Source organism: Pseudomonas sp. BRM28, from assembly GCF_002939405.1.
Lineage (GTDB): Bacteria > Pseudomonadota > Gammaproteobacteria > Pseudomonadales > Pseudomonadaceae > Aquipseudomonas > Aquipseudomonas palmensis.
In genome coordinates this window covers 2,401,135-2,417,881 of sequence record NZ_PEFV01000001.1, presented here as the reverse complement: position 1 = coordinate 2,417,881, position 16,747 = coordinate 2,401,135, and the positions used below count along the sequence as shown (strand labels likewise).

14 protein-coding genes are annotated in these 16,747 nt (G+C 65.3%); 8 read left to right on the top strand and 6 right to left on the bottom strand.

Annotation, left to right across the window (positions count from 1 at the left end):
- The first annotated feature begins 30 nt into the window (after positions 1-30).
- The 3 genes from CR917_RS11555 to ggt all read left to right on the top strand — a co-directional run bounded on the left by CR917_RS11555 (position 31) and on the right by ggt (position 3,333).
- The gene (locus CR917_RS11555) at positions 31-621 is read left to right on the top strand and encodes an NAD(P)H-dependent oxidoreductase (RefSeq protein WP_054916551.1); all 591 of its coding nucleotides are present in this window, start codon (positions 31-33) and stop codon (positions 619-621) included.
- A 67-nt stretch (positions 622-688) separates the two neighbouring features.
- Positions 689-1,585, top strand: coding sequence for a LysR family transcriptional regulator (locus tag CR917_RS11550; RefSeq protein ID WP_054916552.1), 897 nt, complete (start codon positions 689-691; stop codon positions 1,583-1,585).
- A gap of 80 nt (positions 1,586-1,665) precedes the next feature.
- Positions 1,666-3,333 carry a gamma-glutamyltransferase gene (gene ggt, locus CR917_RS11545; RefSeq protein WP_043860701.1) on the top strand — a complete coding sequence of 556 codons (1,668 nt, stop codon included), beginning with the start codon at positions 1,666-1,668 and terminating at the stop codon, positions 3,331-3,333.
- Positions 3,334-3,430: 97 nt separating this feature from the next.
- Here ggt and CR917_RS11540 read toward each other — a convergent pair whose 3' ends face one another.
- A complete protein-coding gene (locus CR917_RS11540) occupies positions 3,431-5,338 on the bottom strand; it encodes a methyl-accepting chemotaxis protein (protein ID WP_043860700.1) in 1,908 nt (635 codons plus the stop codon).
- A gap of 195 nt (positions 5,339-5,533) precedes the next feature.
- Positions 5,534-6,418: a neutral zinc metallopeptidase gene (locus CR917_RS11535; protein WP_043860699.1), complete on the bottom strand. Its 885-nt coding sequence runs from the start codon at positions 6,416-6,418 to the stop codon at positions 5,534-5,536.
- Positions 6,419-6,611: 193 nt separating this feature from the next.
- Between CR917_RS11535 and pcaH the strand changes: the two genes are divergently transcribed.
- Entirely contained in the window at positions 6,612-7,331 is a 720-nt protein-coding gene (pcaH, locus tag CR917_RS11530; RefSeq protein ID WP_043860698.1) for a protocatechuate 3,4-dioxygenase subunit beta, read from the top strand.
- Positions 7,332-7,342: 11 nt separating this feature from the next.
- Complete coding sequence (pcaG, locus tag CR917_RS11525; protein ID WP_078481790.1) at positions 7,343-7,948, top strand: protocatechuate 3,4-dioxygenase subunit alpha; 606 nt, start codon at positions 7,343-7,345, stop codon at positions 7,946-7,948.
- Between the two features lie 6 nt (positions 7,949-7,954).
- Here the strand turns inward: pcaG and CR917_RS11520 are convergent, their stop codons facing one another.
- The 3 genes from CR917_RS11520 to CR917_RS11510 all read right to left on the bottom strand — a co-directional run bounded on the left by CR917_RS11520 (position 7,955) and on the right by CR917_RS11510 (position 11,212).
- Complete coding sequence (locus CR917_RS11520; RefSeq protein WP_078481789.1) at positions 7,955-8,425, bottom strand: hypothetical protein; 471 nt, start codon at positions 8,423-8,425, stop codon at positions 7,955-7,957.
- A 100-nt stretch (positions 8,426-8,525) separates the two neighbouring features.
- On the bottom strand, positions 8,526-9,437 hold the full coding sequence (locus CR917_RS11515; protein ID WP_078481788.1) for a LysR family transcriptional regulator: 912 nt from the start codon (positions 9,435-9,437) through the stop codon (positions 8,526-8,528).
- Between the two features lie 56 nt (positions 9,438-9,493).
- Positions 9,494-11,212 carry an FAD-dependent oxidoreductase gene (locus tag CR917_RS11510; RefSeq protein ID WP_104572307.1) on the bottom strand — a complete coding sequence of 573 codons (1,719 nt, stop codon included), beginning with the start codon at positions 11,210-11,212 and terminating at the stop codon, positions 9,494-9,496.
- 170 nt (positions 11,213-11,382) lie between these two features.
- On the opposite strand from CR917_RS11510, the gene CR917_RS11505 reads away from it, so the two are divergent.
- Together CR917_RS11505 and CR917_RS11500 are read left to right on the top strand one after the other, a co-directional pair.
- Positions 11,383-12,159 carry an IclR family transcriptional regulator gene (locus CR917_RS11505; RefSeq protein WP_043860693.1) on the top strand — a complete coding sequence of 259 codons (777 nt, stop codon included), beginning with the start codon at positions 11,383-11,385 and terminating at the stop codon, positions 12,157-12,159.
- Positions 12,160-12,304: 145 nt separating this feature from the next.
- Positions 12,305-13,126 (top strand): sugar phosphate isomerase/epimerase, encoded by an 822-nt coding sequence (locus tag CR917_RS11500; protein ID WP_078481786.1) that lies wholly within the window; start codon positions 12,305-12,307, stop codon positions 13,124-13,126.
- A gap of 41 nt (positions 13,127-13,167) precedes the next feature.
- On the opposite strand, the gene CR917_RS11495 is transcribed toward CR917_RS11500, so the two are convergent.
- On the bottom strand, positions 13,168-14,508 hold the full coding sequence (locus tag CR917_RS11495) for an MFS transporter (RefSeq protein WP_043860691.1): 1,341 nt from the start codon (positions 14,506-14,508) through the stop codon (positions 13,168-13,170).
- Positions 14,509-14,787: 279 nt separating this feature from the next.
- On the opposite strand from CR917_RS11495, the gene quiC reads away from it, so the two are divergent.
- Positions 14,788-16,695 (top strand): 3-dehydroshikimate dehydratase QuiC, encoded by a 1,908-nt coding sequence (quiC, locus tag CR917_RS11490; protein WP_104572306.1) that lies wholly within the window; start codon positions 14,788-14,790, stop codon positions 16,693-16,695.
- Positions 16,696-16,747: the final 52 nt, after the last annotated feature.

Here is a 16,747-nt window from a genome sequence, read left to right as displayed (position 1 = left end):
TGGCCGCCCCGAACACACATGAGGCAGATGATGAAGAAGATCCTGTTGCTCAACGGCGGCAAGCAGTTCGCCCACTCCGATGGCCGCCTGAACGAGACCCTGCACGAGGCCGCGCTGGCGTTTCTCGACCGCGCCGGTTTCGACGTCAGGAGCACCTACATCGATGGCGGCTACGACGTTGCCGAAGAAGTGCAGAAGTACCTCTGGGCCGACGTGGTCATCTACCAGATGCCCGGTTGGTGGATGGGCGCGCCGTGGACCGTCAAGCAGTACCTGGACGAAGTGTTCACCGCCGGCCACGGCAGCCTCTACGCCAGCGACGGGCGCACCCGCTCCGATGCGTCGAGCAAGTACGGCAGCGGCGGCCTGATCCAGGGCAAGCAGTACATGCTGTCGCTGACCTGGAACGCACCGCAGGAAGCGTTCGACGATCCGGCGCAGTTTTTCGAAGGCAAGGGCGTGGACGCGGTGTACTTCCCGTTCCACAAGGCCAACCAGTTCCTGGGCATGAGCGGTCTGCCGACCTACCTGGCCACCGACGTGATGAAGAACCCCAACGTCGAGGCTGCCGTGGCCGGCTACGAGCAGCACCTGGCCCGGGTTTTCCACACTGGCGCCTGATGAAGGGTTGCGCGGGCAACGCCAAGCGGCTATCTATCACGGCTGAACGCCACACCAGGGAACAGCCGTGAAAGCCAGGTCCGATGAATTGCAGATGTTCGTCTCGGTCATCGAGTGCGGCTCTATTTCCGCCGCCGCCGAACAGGGCGGGCAGACCCCGTCGGCCATCAGCCGCAGCCTGTCGCGGCTGGAGGCCAAGCTGGGCACCACGCTGATCAACCGCACCACGCGGCGCATGGACCTCACCGAAGAGGGGCGGTTTTTCTTCGAGCGTGCCAAGGCCATCCTGCAACAGATGGACGAACTCGAAGAGCGCCTGAGCCTGCACCGCCAGACCCCGTCCGGGCGCTTGCGCATCAATGCGGCGGCGCCGTTCATGCTGCATGCCATCGTGCCCTGGGTGGGGGAGTTCCGCCAGCTGTACCCGGATATCCAGCTGGAGCTCAACACCGACGACCTGATCATCGACCTGCTCGAACAGAGCACCGATATCGCCATCCGCATCGGCGAGCTGGCCGACTCCAGCCTGCACGCCCGCTCGCTGGGGTGCAGCCCGCTGCATGTGCTGGCCAGCCCCGCGTACCTTGCGCGGCGCGGTACGCCACGGCATGTGGAGGAACTGGCCGGGCATTCGCTGCTGGGCTTCACCCAGACCGAAACCCTCAATCACTGGCCGCTGCGCCACACCGAAGGCGACCGCCTGGCGATCCGCCCCGACCTGTGCGCCTCCAGCGGCGAAACCCTGCGCCACCTGGCGCTGGCCGGCGAAGGCATCGCCTGCCTGTCGCACTTCATGACCCACGAAGACCTCCAGGCCGGCCGCCTGCAACTGGTGCTGGCCGAGGCCAACAGCGGCTATCGCCAGCCGATCAACGCGGTGTACTACCGCAACTCGCAACTGGCGCTGCGTATCCAGTGCTTTCTGGATTTCATCCAGCACAAGCTGTCGATCTACGCCTGCTGAAAACCGCAGGCGGCATTTGAAAAATCCCTGGGCATGCGCCTTAATGGTTGTTCGATAAAAACAACACCAAGGAAACCCGCATGCGCACTCTGATGTTTCGAACGCTGACCTTGAGCGCTGCGATCGTCGCCAGCTCATCAGCCTATGCCGTGACGCTGGACGGCGGCGCGGTGGCCGCGCCCGATCAATATGGTGCACAGGTCGCCGCCGACATCCTCAAGAAGGGCGGCAACGCAGTGGACGCCGCGGTGGCCACTGCCTTCACCCTGGCCGTTACCTACCCTGAGGCCGGCAACATCGGCGGCGGCGGTTTCATGACCCTGTACATGGATGGCAAACCCTACTTCCTCGACTACCGTGAAGTGGCGCCCAAGGCGGCCAGCCGCAACATGTACCTGGACGACAAAGGCGAGATCATCGAGAACCTCAGCCTGGTGGGCGCCCGCGCCGCCGGGGTGCCGGGCACGGTGATGGGCCTGTGGGAGGCGCACCAGAAGTTCGGCAAGCTGCCCTGGGCCGAGCTGCTGACCCCGGCGGTGGGCTACGCGAAGAACGGCTTCAAGATCGCCGCCAAGCAGTACCAGTACCGCGAAGATGCCCAGGGGCTGTTCAAGGACAGCACCAACTTCAACGACTATTTCGGCAGCATGAAGGTGGGCGAGACCTTCAGGCAGCCCGAGCTGGCGCAGACCCTGGAGCGCATTGCCGACAAGGGTGTGAGCGAGTTCTACCAGGGCAAGACCGCCGACCTGCTGGTGGCGCAGATGCAGGCCGACAAGGGCCTGGTCAGCAAGGAAGACCTCAAGGACTACAAGGCCGTGTGGCGTGAGCCGATGGGCATCGAATGGCGTGGCAACGTGGTCTACACCGCGCCGCTGCCCAGCTCGGGCGGCATCGCGCTGGCGCAGTTGCTGGGCATCAAGGAAAACCGCGCAGCCGACTTCAAGGGTGTCGAGCTGAACTCGGCGCGCTATATCCACCTGCTTTCGGAAATCGAGAAGCGTGTGTTCGCCGACCGTGCCGACTACCTGGGCGACCCGGCGTTCTCCAAGGTGCCGGTGGCGCAGCTGATTGCCAAGGACTACCTGGCCAAGCGCGCGCAAGAGGTCAACCCGACCGCCATCTCCGACACCGCCAAGGTGCGCCCGGGGCTGGAGCCGCACCAGACCACGCACTTCTCCATCGTCGACAAGCAGGGCAACGCGGTCAGCAACACCTACACCCTGAACTGGGACTACGGCAGCGGCGTGGTGGTGAAGGGCGCGGGCTTCCTGCTCAATGACGAGATGGACGACTTCAGTGCCAAGCCGGGTGTGGCGAACGCCTTCGGTGTGGTCGGTGGCGATGCCAATGCCATCGAGCCGGGCAAGCGCATGCTGTCGTCGATGGCCCCGAGCCTGGTGACCCGCGATGGCAAGGTCACGCTGGTGCTGGGTACGCCGGGTGGCTCGCGGATCTTCACCTCGATCTTCCAGGTGCTCAACAACCTGTACGACTACAACCTGCCGCTGGAGAAGGCGGTGGCGGCGCAGCGTGTGCATCACCAGTTGCTGCCCAAGGACACTATCTACTACGACGCCTATGCGCCGCTCGATGGCAAGGTGGCCGAGGAACTGAAGAAGATGGGCTACACCCTGGAGGACCAGGGCTGGGAGATGGGCGATATCCAGGCGATCCGGGTGACGGGTTCGGCGCTGGAAACCGCGTCTGACCCGCGTGGACGCGGGGTGGGGCAGGTCGTCAAGTAAGGGCTGACAGCATCGCGGGCCAAGTCCGCTCCCACAAGGTTTCGCTGAACCTGGTGGGAGCGGGCTTGACCCGCGATGGCTACGCCGTCCGATGCGGTCAGACGCGGAAGTGGCTGACCAGCATCTGCAACTGATTGCCCAGGCGCGCCAGCTCGACGCTGGATGCCGCCGTCTCCTGGCTCGCCGCCGCCGTCTGCTCCGACACATCACGCACGTTCAGGATGCTGCGGCTGATCTCTTCGGCCACCGCGCTCTGCTGCTCGGCCGCCGCGGCGATCTGCTGGTTCATCGACTGGATGTTCGACACCACGCGGGTGATGTTCTCCAGCGAGGCACCCGCCTTGCGCGTCAGCTCCACGCTGCTGTCGGTCAGGCTGCGGCTGCCATGCATCACGTTGGCCACCTGCTGGGTGCCGCTTTGCAGGCCCGCCACCAGCACCTCGATTTCCTCGGTGGACTTCTGGGTGCGCTGCGCCAGGCCGCGCACTTCATCGGCCACCACGGCAAAACCACGCCCGGCTTCACCCGCCCGTGCCGCTTCGATCGCGGCGTTGAGCGCCAGCAGGTTGGTCTGTTCGGCCACCGACTTGATCACGTCCATCACGCTGCCGATCTTCTGGCTTTCCTGCTGCAACTGGCCCATGGCCTCGGTGGAGCGGTTGACCTCGACCGCCAGGCGCTCGATCTGCGCGATGGCCTGGGCCACCACCTGGTCACCGGCGCGGGCCTGGCCGTCGGCGTCGGTGGCGGCCTCGGACGCCTGCTCGGCATTGCGCGCCACTTCCTGCACGGTGGCCGCCATTTCGTGCATGGCGGTGGCCACCTGGTCGGTCTCGACCTTCTGGCTGTTGACCCCGGCGTTGGTCTGCTCGGTGACCGCCGACAGCTCTTCGGCCGCACTGGCGATCTGGGTCACGCCGTCACGGATGCCGCCGATCAGGTCGCGCAGGGTTTCGCCCATGCGCTGGATGCCTTGTTGCAGCACGCCCAGTTCGTCACGGCGGGTGACGCGCAGGGTGTGGGTTAGGTCGCCGGTGGCGATCTTCTCCACCACTTCCAGGGTTTCGCGCAGCGGGCGGGTGATCTGGCGGGTGATGATGATCGCCGCCAGCACGCCGAACAGCAGCGCCGCCAGGGTGCTTGCCAGTTGCCAGGTACGCGCCTGGGCACTTTCGAGGTCGCGACGTTGCAGCTGGATGGCGTACAGCTCATCGCTCAGGCGCACGATATCGTAGCCCTGGGTGGTCATTTCCTTGCGCGCCTCGCCGATCGCCGTGTTGGCGGCCTTGAAGCTGCGCACCGCTTCGGCGTAGTGCAGGGTGGCGGCCTCGAGCGGTCGGGCACGAGCATCGGTGGCGGCCAGCTGGCGGGTTTCGGCCAGGGTGGCGTCGAGCTGGCGGGCGGCGACCTGTTCGGTTTCCGGGGTGAGGTCGGCGATGTAGCCGCGCACCTCGAAGCGGGCCAGCAGCAGGTGCTGGCGTACGGTGGTCAGGCGCTTGAGATGTTCCAGGCGCTCGCTGTCACTCTGGCCAGAGGACAGGCTGTCGGCCAGCAGGGTTTCCATCAGGGCACCGGCCTCATTGGCGGTAACGCCCATGCTACGGCGCGCTTCGCCACCCTGCTTGTAGGCGCTGCGCATCTTGGCCAGGGACACCTCGTAGGCGGCGACCACCTGCGCCTGTTCGCGCAGCAGCTTGACGTTCTCCGGGCTCTTGAAGGTGTTCAGCAGGTTCTGCTGGCGGGCCTTGAAGGTATCCAGCTTGGCCTGGACATTCTGCGCGAGCTTGTCGTCACCGTCGGCAATCATGTACTGCAGGCGGGCGATGCGCAGTTCGGTGAGCTCGTTGTTGAGCTGGGTGATGTCGCTCATCCAGTTGCTGCGGTCGATCAGACCGCCCAGGCTGGTCCAGCCGGTCAGGGCCAACAGGCCGGTCAGCAGCAGCACCAGGCCGAAGCCCAGGGCGAGTTTCAGGTTGACGCTGATATTGGCAAACCAGCTGTTCATGCGATCCCTCCAGGATTCTGTGCGCTCTTTGATCTAAATCGCTGGAGGTTGTTTTTCTTGGAGGCCAGCTGACGTGAGCTGCCTTTATCGGCGGGATGTTGCAGAGCTGAAACGCTTTTTCTCCAATTCCGACGAAAACCATCAACAAAATGTTTAGGGTGTTTGCGCCAGGCCGCAAACACCCCATTACAGGCGTCAGAGTCTGCTGGCGCCAAAGGTGTCGCACTGGTTGAGGTCGCCCTTGGCGAAGCCGGTCTTGAACCAGCGCACGCGCTGCGCGGAAGTGCCGTGGGTGAACGAGTCGGGCACCACGCGGCCTTTGCTCTGCTGCTGCAGGCGGTCATCGCCGATCGCGTTGGCGGCGTTCAGGGCCTCTTCGATATCGCCCGGCTCCAGCCAGTTATGGCGTTGCTGTGCCTGGTAGGCCCACACGCCTGCCAGGCAGTCGGCCTGCAGTTCCTGACGTACCAGCAGGCCGTTGTCGCCTTGCAGGCGCTGGCCGCTGCGACGGGCCTGGTCGATCCTGGCTGACACCCCCAGCAGGGTCTGCACATGGTGGCCGACCTCGTGGGCGATCACGTAGGCCTGGGCAAAGTCGCCCGCTGCCGCGAAGCGGGTTTCCATCTCCTTGAAGAAGCTCATGTCCAGGTACACCTGCTGGTCGGCCGGGCAATAGAACGGGCCGGTCGCCGACGAGGCAAAGCCACAGGCGGAGTTGACCTGACCGCTGAACAGCTTGAGGGTCGGGTCCTTGTACTGGCGCCCGGCCTGGGCAAACAGGGCGCGCCAGGTGTCCTCGGTGTCGCCCAGGATGCTGGCGACGAACTCGGCCTGTTCGTCGCCGGCCGGTGGTGCCTTGCGCTCGCCGGTGCTTGCCGGCGCGCTCTGTTCGCTCATCTGCCCGCTCAGCTGGCCAAGGATCTGCATCGGGTCCTGCCCGGTCAGCAGGCCGATCCCCACGATCAGTACCACCGCCGTCAGGCTCAGGCCCTTGCCGCCCAGGCGCATGCCACCACCACCGCCGCCTTCACCGCGAGCGTCGACCACGTTGTCGCTGCGCCTGCCTTTTCGCCAGAGCATGAGCGTTCTCCCAAGCTTGAAATATGAAGATAAAGATTAGTCCACCCGGCCCGGCGGCGTTAGCGCTTTGGACATAACCATACGGTTATGGGTTCAAGGATTCTTTTCAATGTTCGCCGGTGCATGCCTCGGCCACACTGCCCATCACTCCTGCCCGTACAGGCCTCCAAAAATCCAATAAGAGGAGAACGGCATGTCTGCACAAGACACCAGTCGTTTCGTTATCCGTGATCGGAACTGGCATCCGAAAGCCCTTACCCCCGACTACAAGACCTCCGTCGCGCGCTCGCCTCGCCAGGCGCTGGTGAGCATTCCACAGTCCGTCAGCGAAAGCACTGGGCCGGATTTCTCCCACCTGAAATTTGCCGAGCACGACAATGACCTGCTGCTGAACTTCAACCACGGCGGCCTGCCCATCGGCGAGCGCATCATCGTGGCCGGGCGCGTGTGCGACCAGTATGGCAAGCCGATCCCGCACACCCTGGTCGAAATGTGGCAGGCCAATGCCGGCGGCCGCTATCGCCACAAGAACGATCGCTATCTGGCGCCGCTGGACCCCAACTTCGGGGGTGTGGGGCGCGCGCTGACCGACAGCGAGGGCTACTACAGTTTCCGTACCATCAAGCCGGGCCCGTACCCGTGGCGCAACGGCCCCAACGACTGGCGCCCGGCGCATATCCACGTGTCGATCAGCGGCCCGTCGATTGCCACGCGTCTGATCACCCAGCTGTACTTCGAAGGCGACCCTCTGATCCCGATGTGCCCGATCGTCAAGTCGATCGCCAACCCGGACGCGGTACAGAGCCTGATCGCCCGGCTCGACATGGCCAATGCCAACCCCATGGACTGCCTGGCCTACCGCTTCGACATCGTTCTGCGCGGCCAGCGCAAGACCCACTTCGAAAACCGCTGAGGAGCCCCGCCATGCCTATCGAACTGCTGCCGGAAACCCCATCGCAGACCGCCGGCCCCTACGTGCACATCGGCCTAGCCCTGGAAGCGGCCGGCAACCCGACCCGTGACCAGGAAATCTGGAACCGCATGGCGCGCAGCGATGCGCCCGGCGAGCACATCCTGCTGATCGGTCACGTCTACGACGGCAACGGCCACCTGGTGCGCGACTCGTTCCTGGAGTTCTGGCAGGCCGACGCGGCCGGGCAGTACCACAGCGAATTCAACCTGGAACAACCGTTCAACAGCTTCGGACGCACCGCCACCACCTTCGATGCCGGTGAATGGACGCTGCATACGGTCAAGCCCGGTGTGGTCGCCAATGCCGCCGGCGTGCCGATGGCACCGCATATCAATGTCAGCCTGTTCGCCCGCGGCATCAACATCCATCTGCACACGCGGCTGTACTTCGACGACGAGGGCCAGGCCAATGCCAAGTGCCCGGTGCTCAACCTGATCGAACAGCCACAACGCCGCGAGACCTTGGTCGCGCGGCGCTGCGAAGTGGATGGCAAGCTGGCCTACCGTTTCGATATCCGCATCCAGGGTGAAGGCGAAACGGTGTTCTTCGATTTCTGAGGCCGCCTAGCGGGGCACCGGGTTCAGGTCGAAGTGGTTGCGCTGGTACTGGAACAGCAGGCAAGGCTCCTTCTTGGCGGTCATCTTGCAACCGCTCTCATGTTCCAGCCCGGCCGGCAACTGGTAGTACGAACCGGCCGGGTACTCGGTCTCGACCAGCTTGCCGTTCTTGTCCTTGATGCGGGCGTAGAACACGCCGCTCATCACCACGGTCGGCAACGTCTCGGTGTGGGTGTGGTAGCCATTGTCCACACCGGGACGGAAACTGACGAAGGCCTCGTAGGCACCATTGCCCAGGATGTCGCCCTGCACGTTAGCGTAGGTGACGTTGTTGTTGGTGCCCGGTACCACTTTCCAGGTCAGCGCATTTTTCGGCAGGGAGATGAGTGGGGCGGTGCAGTAGCAGACCGCAGCCACGGCGGTAGTGGCGCAAGCTGCCAACAGCAAGCCGGCGGCGGTAACTCGAAGTGCTTTCATGGTTGAAACCCTCTGATGAACAATCGAAAGAAGGTTAATCAAACAACGAACGCACAAATACGGCAGAAGCAGCCCAGAACCTGTGTGCTTCTTGCACAGATCACATCTTGATTTCCCATCGTGGTTCAGCGTAGTACGCCCGCGCATACTCGACCAATGCCCGAACCTTGGGCGCCAGATAGCGGCTTTGGGGGAACATCGCGTACACGTGCCGGGAGGGCTGCTGCCATTCGGGCAGCACCTGTACCAGGCGCCCGTCGAGCAGGGCGTCATGCACGATGAAGCGGTCGAAGCTGGCGATACCCAGGCCGGCAATGGCCGCCGCACGCAACGCCATCGGCGAGTTGGCGCTCAGCCGGCTGGGCATTGCCACGTCCAGGCGCTGCCCGTCGGGCCCCTGCAGGCTCAGCCGTTGCGGCTGGGCCAGGCGGTTGTAGCCGAGCAACGCATGCTCGCCCAGGGTGTGCGGTTCGATGGGGGCCGGCCAGCGCTGCAGGTACGCGGGGGCGGCTACCAGCACGACTTCGCTGACGGCCAGTTGCCGGGCCACCAGGTTGGAGTCGGGCAGGTGGGTGGTCACCCGCAGGCACACATCGACCCCTTCTTCGAGCATGTCCACAAAGCGGTCGGTGCAGATGAGCTCCACCTGCAACTGGTCGAAGCGCTCGACGAAGTCCGGTAGCCAGCGCCCCAGCTCCAGTTCACCGAATGCCGTGGCCACGCTCAGGCGCAGGGTGCCTGTGGGTTGCTGCTGGTGTTCGGAAATCTCCAGGCTCATGGCTTCGAGCTGCTCCAGCACCTGCACGCAATGGCGGTAGCACAGTGCGCCGGCTTCGGTGACGTGCAGGCGCCGCGTGGTGCGGCTGAGCAACTGGGTGCCGAGGTGGCGCTCCAGGTTCTTGACCTGGCGCGACAGCACGGTGTGCGATTGCCCGGTCAGGGCCGCAGCGGCGCTGAAACCACCACTCTCTACCACGCGGCGAAACGCCTGCATCGCGCTGATCTGGTCCATGGTCGGCTGGCTTTCATGAAGGAGTCGGGTCGCCAGTCTAGCAGCAGCCGGCGCGCCTACTCGTAGGCACTGACCCCGGCAATGTGCCGCCCGGCGATGTAGCCGAAGGTGGTCGCCGGCCCCAGATTGATCCCGCCCGCCGGGTAATGCCCGCCCATGATGCTGAGCATGTCGCTGCCGGCGGCATACAGGCCGGCAATCGGCTGCTGCTGTGCATCCAGTACCTGGGCGTGGGCATTGGTCCTGAGCCCGGCAAAGGTGCCGAAGCAGCCCGGCTCCACCTTCACCGCATAGAACGGCCCCTGCTCGATGGGCGCCACGCACGGGTTGGGCCGGTGTAGCGCATCGCCCTGCTTGCGGTTGTAGGGCGTGCTGCCACGGCCGAACTGCGGGTCTTCGCCGTGGCGCGCATGGCGGTTGTAGTCGCTGAGCGTGGTACTCAGGCCCTGGGGGTCGATGCCGCAGGCGATGGCCAGCGCCTCGATGCTGTCGCCGCACTTGAGGTAGCCGCTGCGAATGAAGGGCGCCACCGGCAGTGGGAAGGGCCGGGAGATGCCCAGGCCGTAGCGGCGCTGGAAGGCGTGGCTGCAGATCAGCCACGAGGCCACCTGCTCGCCGGGCGCGCTGGCGACCATTGCGCTCACGTAGTCGTAATAGCCGTTGGCTTCGTTGACGAAGCGCTTGCCGTTGGCCAGCACACCGATGATGCCGGGCTTGGCACGTTCGATGATGTGCGGGAAATGGCCGAAGGTGCCGTCCTTGTACGGCACTTTCGACACCGGGGCCCAGGCCACCGGGCTTGCCAGGTCGTCGACCACGTGTGCGCCCACGCTCTCGCCCAGGCGCAGGCCATCGCCGCTGGCGCCCAGCGGCGGCAAAGCCAGGTGCTCATGCCCGGTGGGGGTACGCGGGAACAGCGCCTTGCGCCGCTCGATATCGTTGGGGAAGCCGCCGGCTGCCAGCACCACGGCCTTGCGCGCATGAATGCTCACGTCGCCGTTGGCCGTCTGCACCACCGCCCCCGTCACCCGGCCAGCGTTGTGCAGCAGGCGCTGCGCCGGGGCCGATGCCCACAGCAGCACGCCGAGGTCTTCGGCCGACTTGGCCAGGCGCGCGATCAGGGCCACGCCGTTGACCAGCTGCATCGCCCGGCCGTAGCGTGCGAGGTCGAGCAGATGGCGTGCCAGGCGCTTGCCCACATGCAGCAGCGAGCGCCACGAACGGGTCAGGGTGAGAAAGGCGGTAAGGTCCTTGCCGGCCATGATCGGCATGCCCATGAATGAGGTTTCGCGCATCGTGCGGCGCAGCTGCCTGAGCAGCTTGCCGACCTTGCGCCCGTCATACGGGGCGGCGATCACCGAGCGCCCGCCCGTGCCGGCCCCGGGCGTGTCGCCGTGGATATCGGCAATGCCGTTGCCGTCGGCGAACTGCAGGGCGGTATGGCGTTCGAAGAACGACACCATGTGGGGCGCCGCCTCCAGGAACGCATCGATCATCGCCGGTTCGAAGCGTTCGCCCAGTTCGTGTTGCAGGTAGGTGCGCGGCAGCGAACGGTCCTCGACGATGCCGGCGCGCTGTGCCAGCGGGTTGCACGGTACCCACATCCAACCGCCGGACCAGGCCGTGGCGCCGCCGAACACCGGGTCCTTTTCGACCACGATGACCTTCTGCCCGTGAAAGGCGGCGGTCACCGCGGCGCTCAGGCCGGCAGCGCCGGAGCCGATGACCAGGACATCGCAGTCCACCGGGCGGGAGGTAGGGGTGTGGGCAGTCATGCTGGGTCCTCGCAGTGCGCGCAATTATTATTTTGGAACGAAGTTCCATATTCTATGATTGCACGTCGGCTGCCAAGGCCGTCGCCTGCAAAGTTGGGCGAAGATCGAACAGTGGTTTGCGCTTTGCCCGGCGCTCTTTAGAATCGGCGAAATTTTCAGGGACCGTGACCATGGCCGGCAGTCAGATCGAACGTGCTTTCAGCCTTCTCGAAAGCCTCACCAGCGAGCCGCGCGGGCTGCCGATGCAGACCCTGGCCGAGCAGCTGGACATCCCCAAGAGCGCGACCCATCGCATGCTCGCCGAGCTCATGCGCCTGGGCTACGTGCGCCAGAACCCGGAAAACAGCCGGTACCTGCTGAGCACCAAGCTGGTGGGCATGGGTTTTCGCTACCTGGCCCAGAGCGGTGCCGACATCGTCCAGCCGATTCTCGACCAGTTGGCCGCGCAGACCGGCGAGCTGGTGCGACTGGGGATCATCGACGGCGAGCGCCAGGTGTGGATCGCCAAGGCCCAGGGCGCCCGCTCCGGCCTGCGCTACGACCCGGACATGGGGCGTGAGGCGCCGCTGTTCTACAGCGCGTCGGGGCATGCCTGGCTGGCCAGCCTGAGCGATGCCCAGGCGTTGCTGCTGGTGGAGCGCCAGGGCGTGGGCCGGCGCGAGGACTTCGGGCCGAACGCGCCAGCTTCCAATGCCCAGCTGCTGGAACGCCTGCGCATGGCGCGGGAACTGGGCTATGCGTGGGTGGTGGAGAGTTCGGCGCTGGGTACGTCGGCGTTGGCGGCGGTGGTGCGACACCCGCAGGATGGGCATGTGGTCGGGGTGTTGAGCGTGGCCGGGCCGACCGCGCGCCTGAACGAGGCGCGCCTGCACGAGCTGGCGCCGGCGTTGCTGGCGGCGGCGGCCGAGCTGTCGGCGGCCAGCCCGGCGTCGGAGCTGTTTGTCTAGACGCTTCGCTGGCAAGCCAGCGAAGCGGCCCTCAGGTAAACCAAGGCAGTTTTGTGGAGCGCAAAGCTGTTTTTTTTGTACTTGCATTGAAATTGGAACTAAGTTCTAAATAATGCAAATACAACAACGCACCCGAGACTCCTCCATGAACCCACGTGTCATGTCCCTGGCCGCCCTCACTGTCCTTGAGCTGTCCCCACCCCGGATGGTCGAAGTCGCCGCCCGGGCCGGCTACAGCCATGTCGGCCTGCGCCTCGAGCCGGCCACCCCCGAAGAACACCACTTCCCGCTGGCAAGCGACGCCGGCCTGCGCCGGCAGACAGCCGAGCGCCTGCGCGACACCGGCATCCGGGTGCTCGATGTGGAGATTCTGCGGCTCAAGCCCGACACCCTGGTCGCCAACTTCGAGGCCCTGCTCGCGGTGGGCGCCGACTTCGGTGCCAGTGAGCTGCTGGTTGCCGGCAACGACCCGGATGAACAGCGCCTGACCGACAACTTCGCGGCGCTGTGCGACCTGGCCGCGCCGTATGGCCTGCACCCGCACCTGGAGTTCATGCCGTGGACCGATGCCAAGGACCTGACCCAGGCCACCCGCATCGTCGAAAACGCCGGGCGCGCCAACGGCTGCGTGCTGGTCGATGCCTTCCACTTCGATCGCTCGGCGTCGCGCCTGGAAGACCTGCGCCGCCTGCCGGTCTCGCGCATCCGCTACGCGCAACTGTGCGACGTGGCGGGCCCGCGCCCCGACGACATGGCCGAGATCCTGCGTCAGGCGCGTAACGAGCGACGTTTTCCAGGGGATGGGGAGTGCGACCTGAACGGGTTGCTGCACAGCTTGCCGGCCGACCTGCCGCTGAGCCTGGAGATCCCCACGCGCCAGTTGCTGGAGCAGGGGGTGAGTGCGCTGCAGCGCGCGCAGTGGGCGCTGGAGAAGGCCCGCAAGGTAATGAACGCCGGCTCCCTGTAGGAGCCAGCGTTGCTGGCGAAGGGCTGCATTGCAGCCCGGGCTTACGCCTCGACTGTCGGGATCCTGCGCGGTGCCATGAAATACATCCACAGCAGCGCGATGAAATACATCGCCGGAATCATGGTGAACAGCACGGTGTAGTTGTTGTTGGTGCTGGTCAGCACATGCCCCACGATCTGGGTCATGAACATCCCCCCGGTGGCCGCGCACATGCCGCCAAAGCCGAACACGGTGCTCATCATGTGCTTGGGCGTGTAGTCCATCACCAGGCTCCAGATGTTGGCGGTCCAGGCCTGGTGCGCGGCAATCGCCAGGGAGATGGCCAGTACCGCCACCCACAGGCTGCTGGCGCCTGCGGCGAAGATCACCCCGACGATGGTGGTGGCGAACAGCAGCATCGACAGCAGCCGCGCCTTCACCGGCGCCATGCCGCGGCCGATCATGAACGAGGACAGGATCCCGCCACCCACGCTGCCGAAGTCGGCACTGAGGTAGATCACGATCAGCGGGATGCCCATCTGCGTGACGCTGATGCCCAGGTTGTACTGCTGGTTCAGAAACGGCGGCAGCCAGTACAGGTAGAACCAGAACACCGGCGCGGTGATCGAGTAGGCCAGGGCAAAGGCCCAGGTGCCACGCATGCGCAGGATACGGGTGAACGGCACGGCCGCCTGTTCAGGCTCGACCTCGCTCTGGATGTACGCCAGTTCCGCCTTGCTCACGCTCGGGTGGTTTTCCGGGTTGAAGTACTTCAGGCCCCAGAACGTGGCCCACACCAGGCCCAGCGCGCCCATGGCCATGAACGCCGCCTGCCAGCCCCACACAGTGAGGATCAGCGGCAGCAGCATCGGGGTGAACATGGCGCCGACGTTGGTGCCGGCGTTGAAGATGCCGGTGGCCACCGCCCGCTCGCCCGCCGGGAACCACAGCCGGGTGGTCTTCACGCAGGCCGGGTAGTTGGCCGCTTCGGTCAGGCCGAGGATGAAGCGACAGACCATGAAGCCCACCGCCGAGGTGGCCAGGCCGTGGGCGCCAGTGGCCAGGCTCCACAGCAGCACCGCGCAGAAGAACACGCGCTTGACGCCGATGCGGTCGATCAGCCGGCCCTGCAGCACGAAGCCGATGGCGTAGCCCACCTGGAACCAGAAGTTGATGTTGGCGTAGTCCATCGCCGTCCAGCTCATTTCCTTGGCCAGGATCGGCTGCATCACGCCCAGTGCGGCGCGGTCGATGTAGTTCAGGGTGGTGGCGAAGAATACCAGCGCCAGCATCACCCAGCGGGTCTTGCCGACGCCCATGGCGCCACGGATCTTGTCGCCGATGCCGGCGTGCGGGGTACTGGCCGATGGCTGGGCCAGGGGAGTGCTTTGGCTGTGGATCATGTGGTGATTACCCGTATTTTTATGTTTATGGGTCAAGCCAGGATGACACGCGGTACACCAGTCGACTACGGCAGGTTCGTCGGTGCTTTTGGCAAGATGCTCGTCTGCCCGGTGGTAAGAAATGGTGCGCATTGGTCAAAAAAGGGTCAATTGATCTGGGCGGGTACTGGGCGATAATCGCACACAAAACTAACCAGTTCGTACCTTTTGATTGAGCTAGGATAAACCCCAGCCAATAATTCGTGCAGCTGGGCACTGCCTGCCCGTTGGAGCCTGAAGATGCAGCGTTCGATTGCCACCGTGTCCCTGAGCGGCACCTTGCCGGAAAAACTCGAAGCCATTGCCGCCGCCGGATTCGACGGCGTGGAGATCTTCGAAAACGACCTTCTCTACTACGACGGCAGCCCCCGCGAGATTCGCCAGCGCTGCACCGACCTGGGGCTGGACATCACCCTTTTCCAGCCGTTTCGCGATTTCGAGGGCTGCCCGCGCGGGCGCCTGGCGCGCAACCTGGAGCGCGCCGAGCGCAAGTTCGAACTGATGCAGGAACTGGGCACCGACCTGGTGCTGGTGTGCAGCAACGTGTCGGCCGACGCGCTGGGCGGCCAGCAACTGCTGGTCGACGACCTGAGCCTGCTGGCCGAGCGGGCCGCCGCCCACGGTGTGCGCATCGGCTACGAGGCGCTGGCCTGGGGGCGGCACGTGAACACCTGGCAGCAGGTGTGGGACATCGTGCGCCAGGCCGATCACGCCAACCTGGGTATGATCCTCGACAGCTTCCACACCCTGTCGCTCAAGGGCGACCCCAGCGCCATCGCGCAGGTGCCGGGGGACAAGATCTTCTTCGTGCAGATGGCCGATGCGCCGATCCTGGCCATGGATGTGCTGGAGTGGAGCCGGCATTTTCGCTGCTTCCCGGGGCAGGGCGAGTTCGACCTGCCGGGGTTTCTGGCGCCGATTCTGCAGGCCGGCTATCGCGGGCCGCTGTCGCTGGAGATCTTCAACGACGGTTTTCGTGCCGCGCCGCCACGGGCCAATGCCGCCGACGGCCTGCGTTCGCTGCTGTACCTGGAGGAAAAGACCCGTCAGTTGCTCGAACGCACCGCACCGCTGGCCGACCCCGAGCTGCTGTTCGCGCCGCCGCCGGCCAGCACCTGCGATGGCATCGAGTTTCTCGAGTTTGCGGTCGACGACGCCTCGGGCGCCAAGCTGGGCAACTGGCTCGAAGGCCTGGGCTTTGCCCGTGCCGGCAAGCATCGTTCGAAGAATGTGAGCCTGCTGCGCCAGGGCGAGATCAACCTGATCCTCAACGCCGAGCCCTATTCGTTCGCACACAACTTCTTCGAAAGCCACGGCCCGTCGCTGTGCGCCACGGCGATCCGGGTCAGACACAGCGCCCAGGCGCTGGCCCGGGCGGTGGCCTATCACGGCCAGCCCTATCGTGGCCTGGTGGGGCCCAACGAACGTGAGCTGGCAGCGGTACGCGCGCCCGACGGCAGCCTGATCTACCTGGTGGACCAGGGCGCGGACGGACGCACCATCTACGACACCGACTTCAGCCTCAGCGAGCAACCCGCCCATGGCCTGGGCCTGACCCGCATCGACCACATGGCACTTGCCCTGCCGGCCGACAGCCTGGACAGCTGGGTGCTGTTCTACAAAAGCCTGCTCGACTTCAGCGCCGATGACGAGGTGGTGCTTCCCGATCCCTATGGCCTGGTCAAGAGCCGCGCCCTGCGCAGCCAGTGCAGTTCGATCCGGCTGCCGTTGAACATCTCCGAAAACCGCAACACCGCGATTGCCCACGCGCTGTCCAACTACCGCGGCTCGGGCGTGCATCACATCGCCTTCGACTGCCAGGACATCTTCGCCGCCGTCAAGCGCGCCAAGGAAGCCGGTGTGGCGCTGCTCGATATCCCGCTCAACTACTACGACGACCTGGCGGCCCGGTTCGACTTCGACGATCAGTTCCTGAGCGAGCTGGCCTACTACAACGTGCTGTACGACCGTGATGCCCAGGGCGGCGAGCTGTTCCACGTGTACACCGAGCCGTTCGAGGAGCGCTTCTTTTTCGAGGTGCTGCAGCGGCGCAATGGCTACAGCGGTTACGGCGCGGCCAACGTCGCGGTGCGCCTGGCGGCGATGGCCAAGGCGCGCAGCGGCGGGCTGCGGCATGCCAAGCTGTAACGTGTCAGCGCCCGTCAGGCTTTCTTCTGGCGCACCCCGGGGCCATAATCGC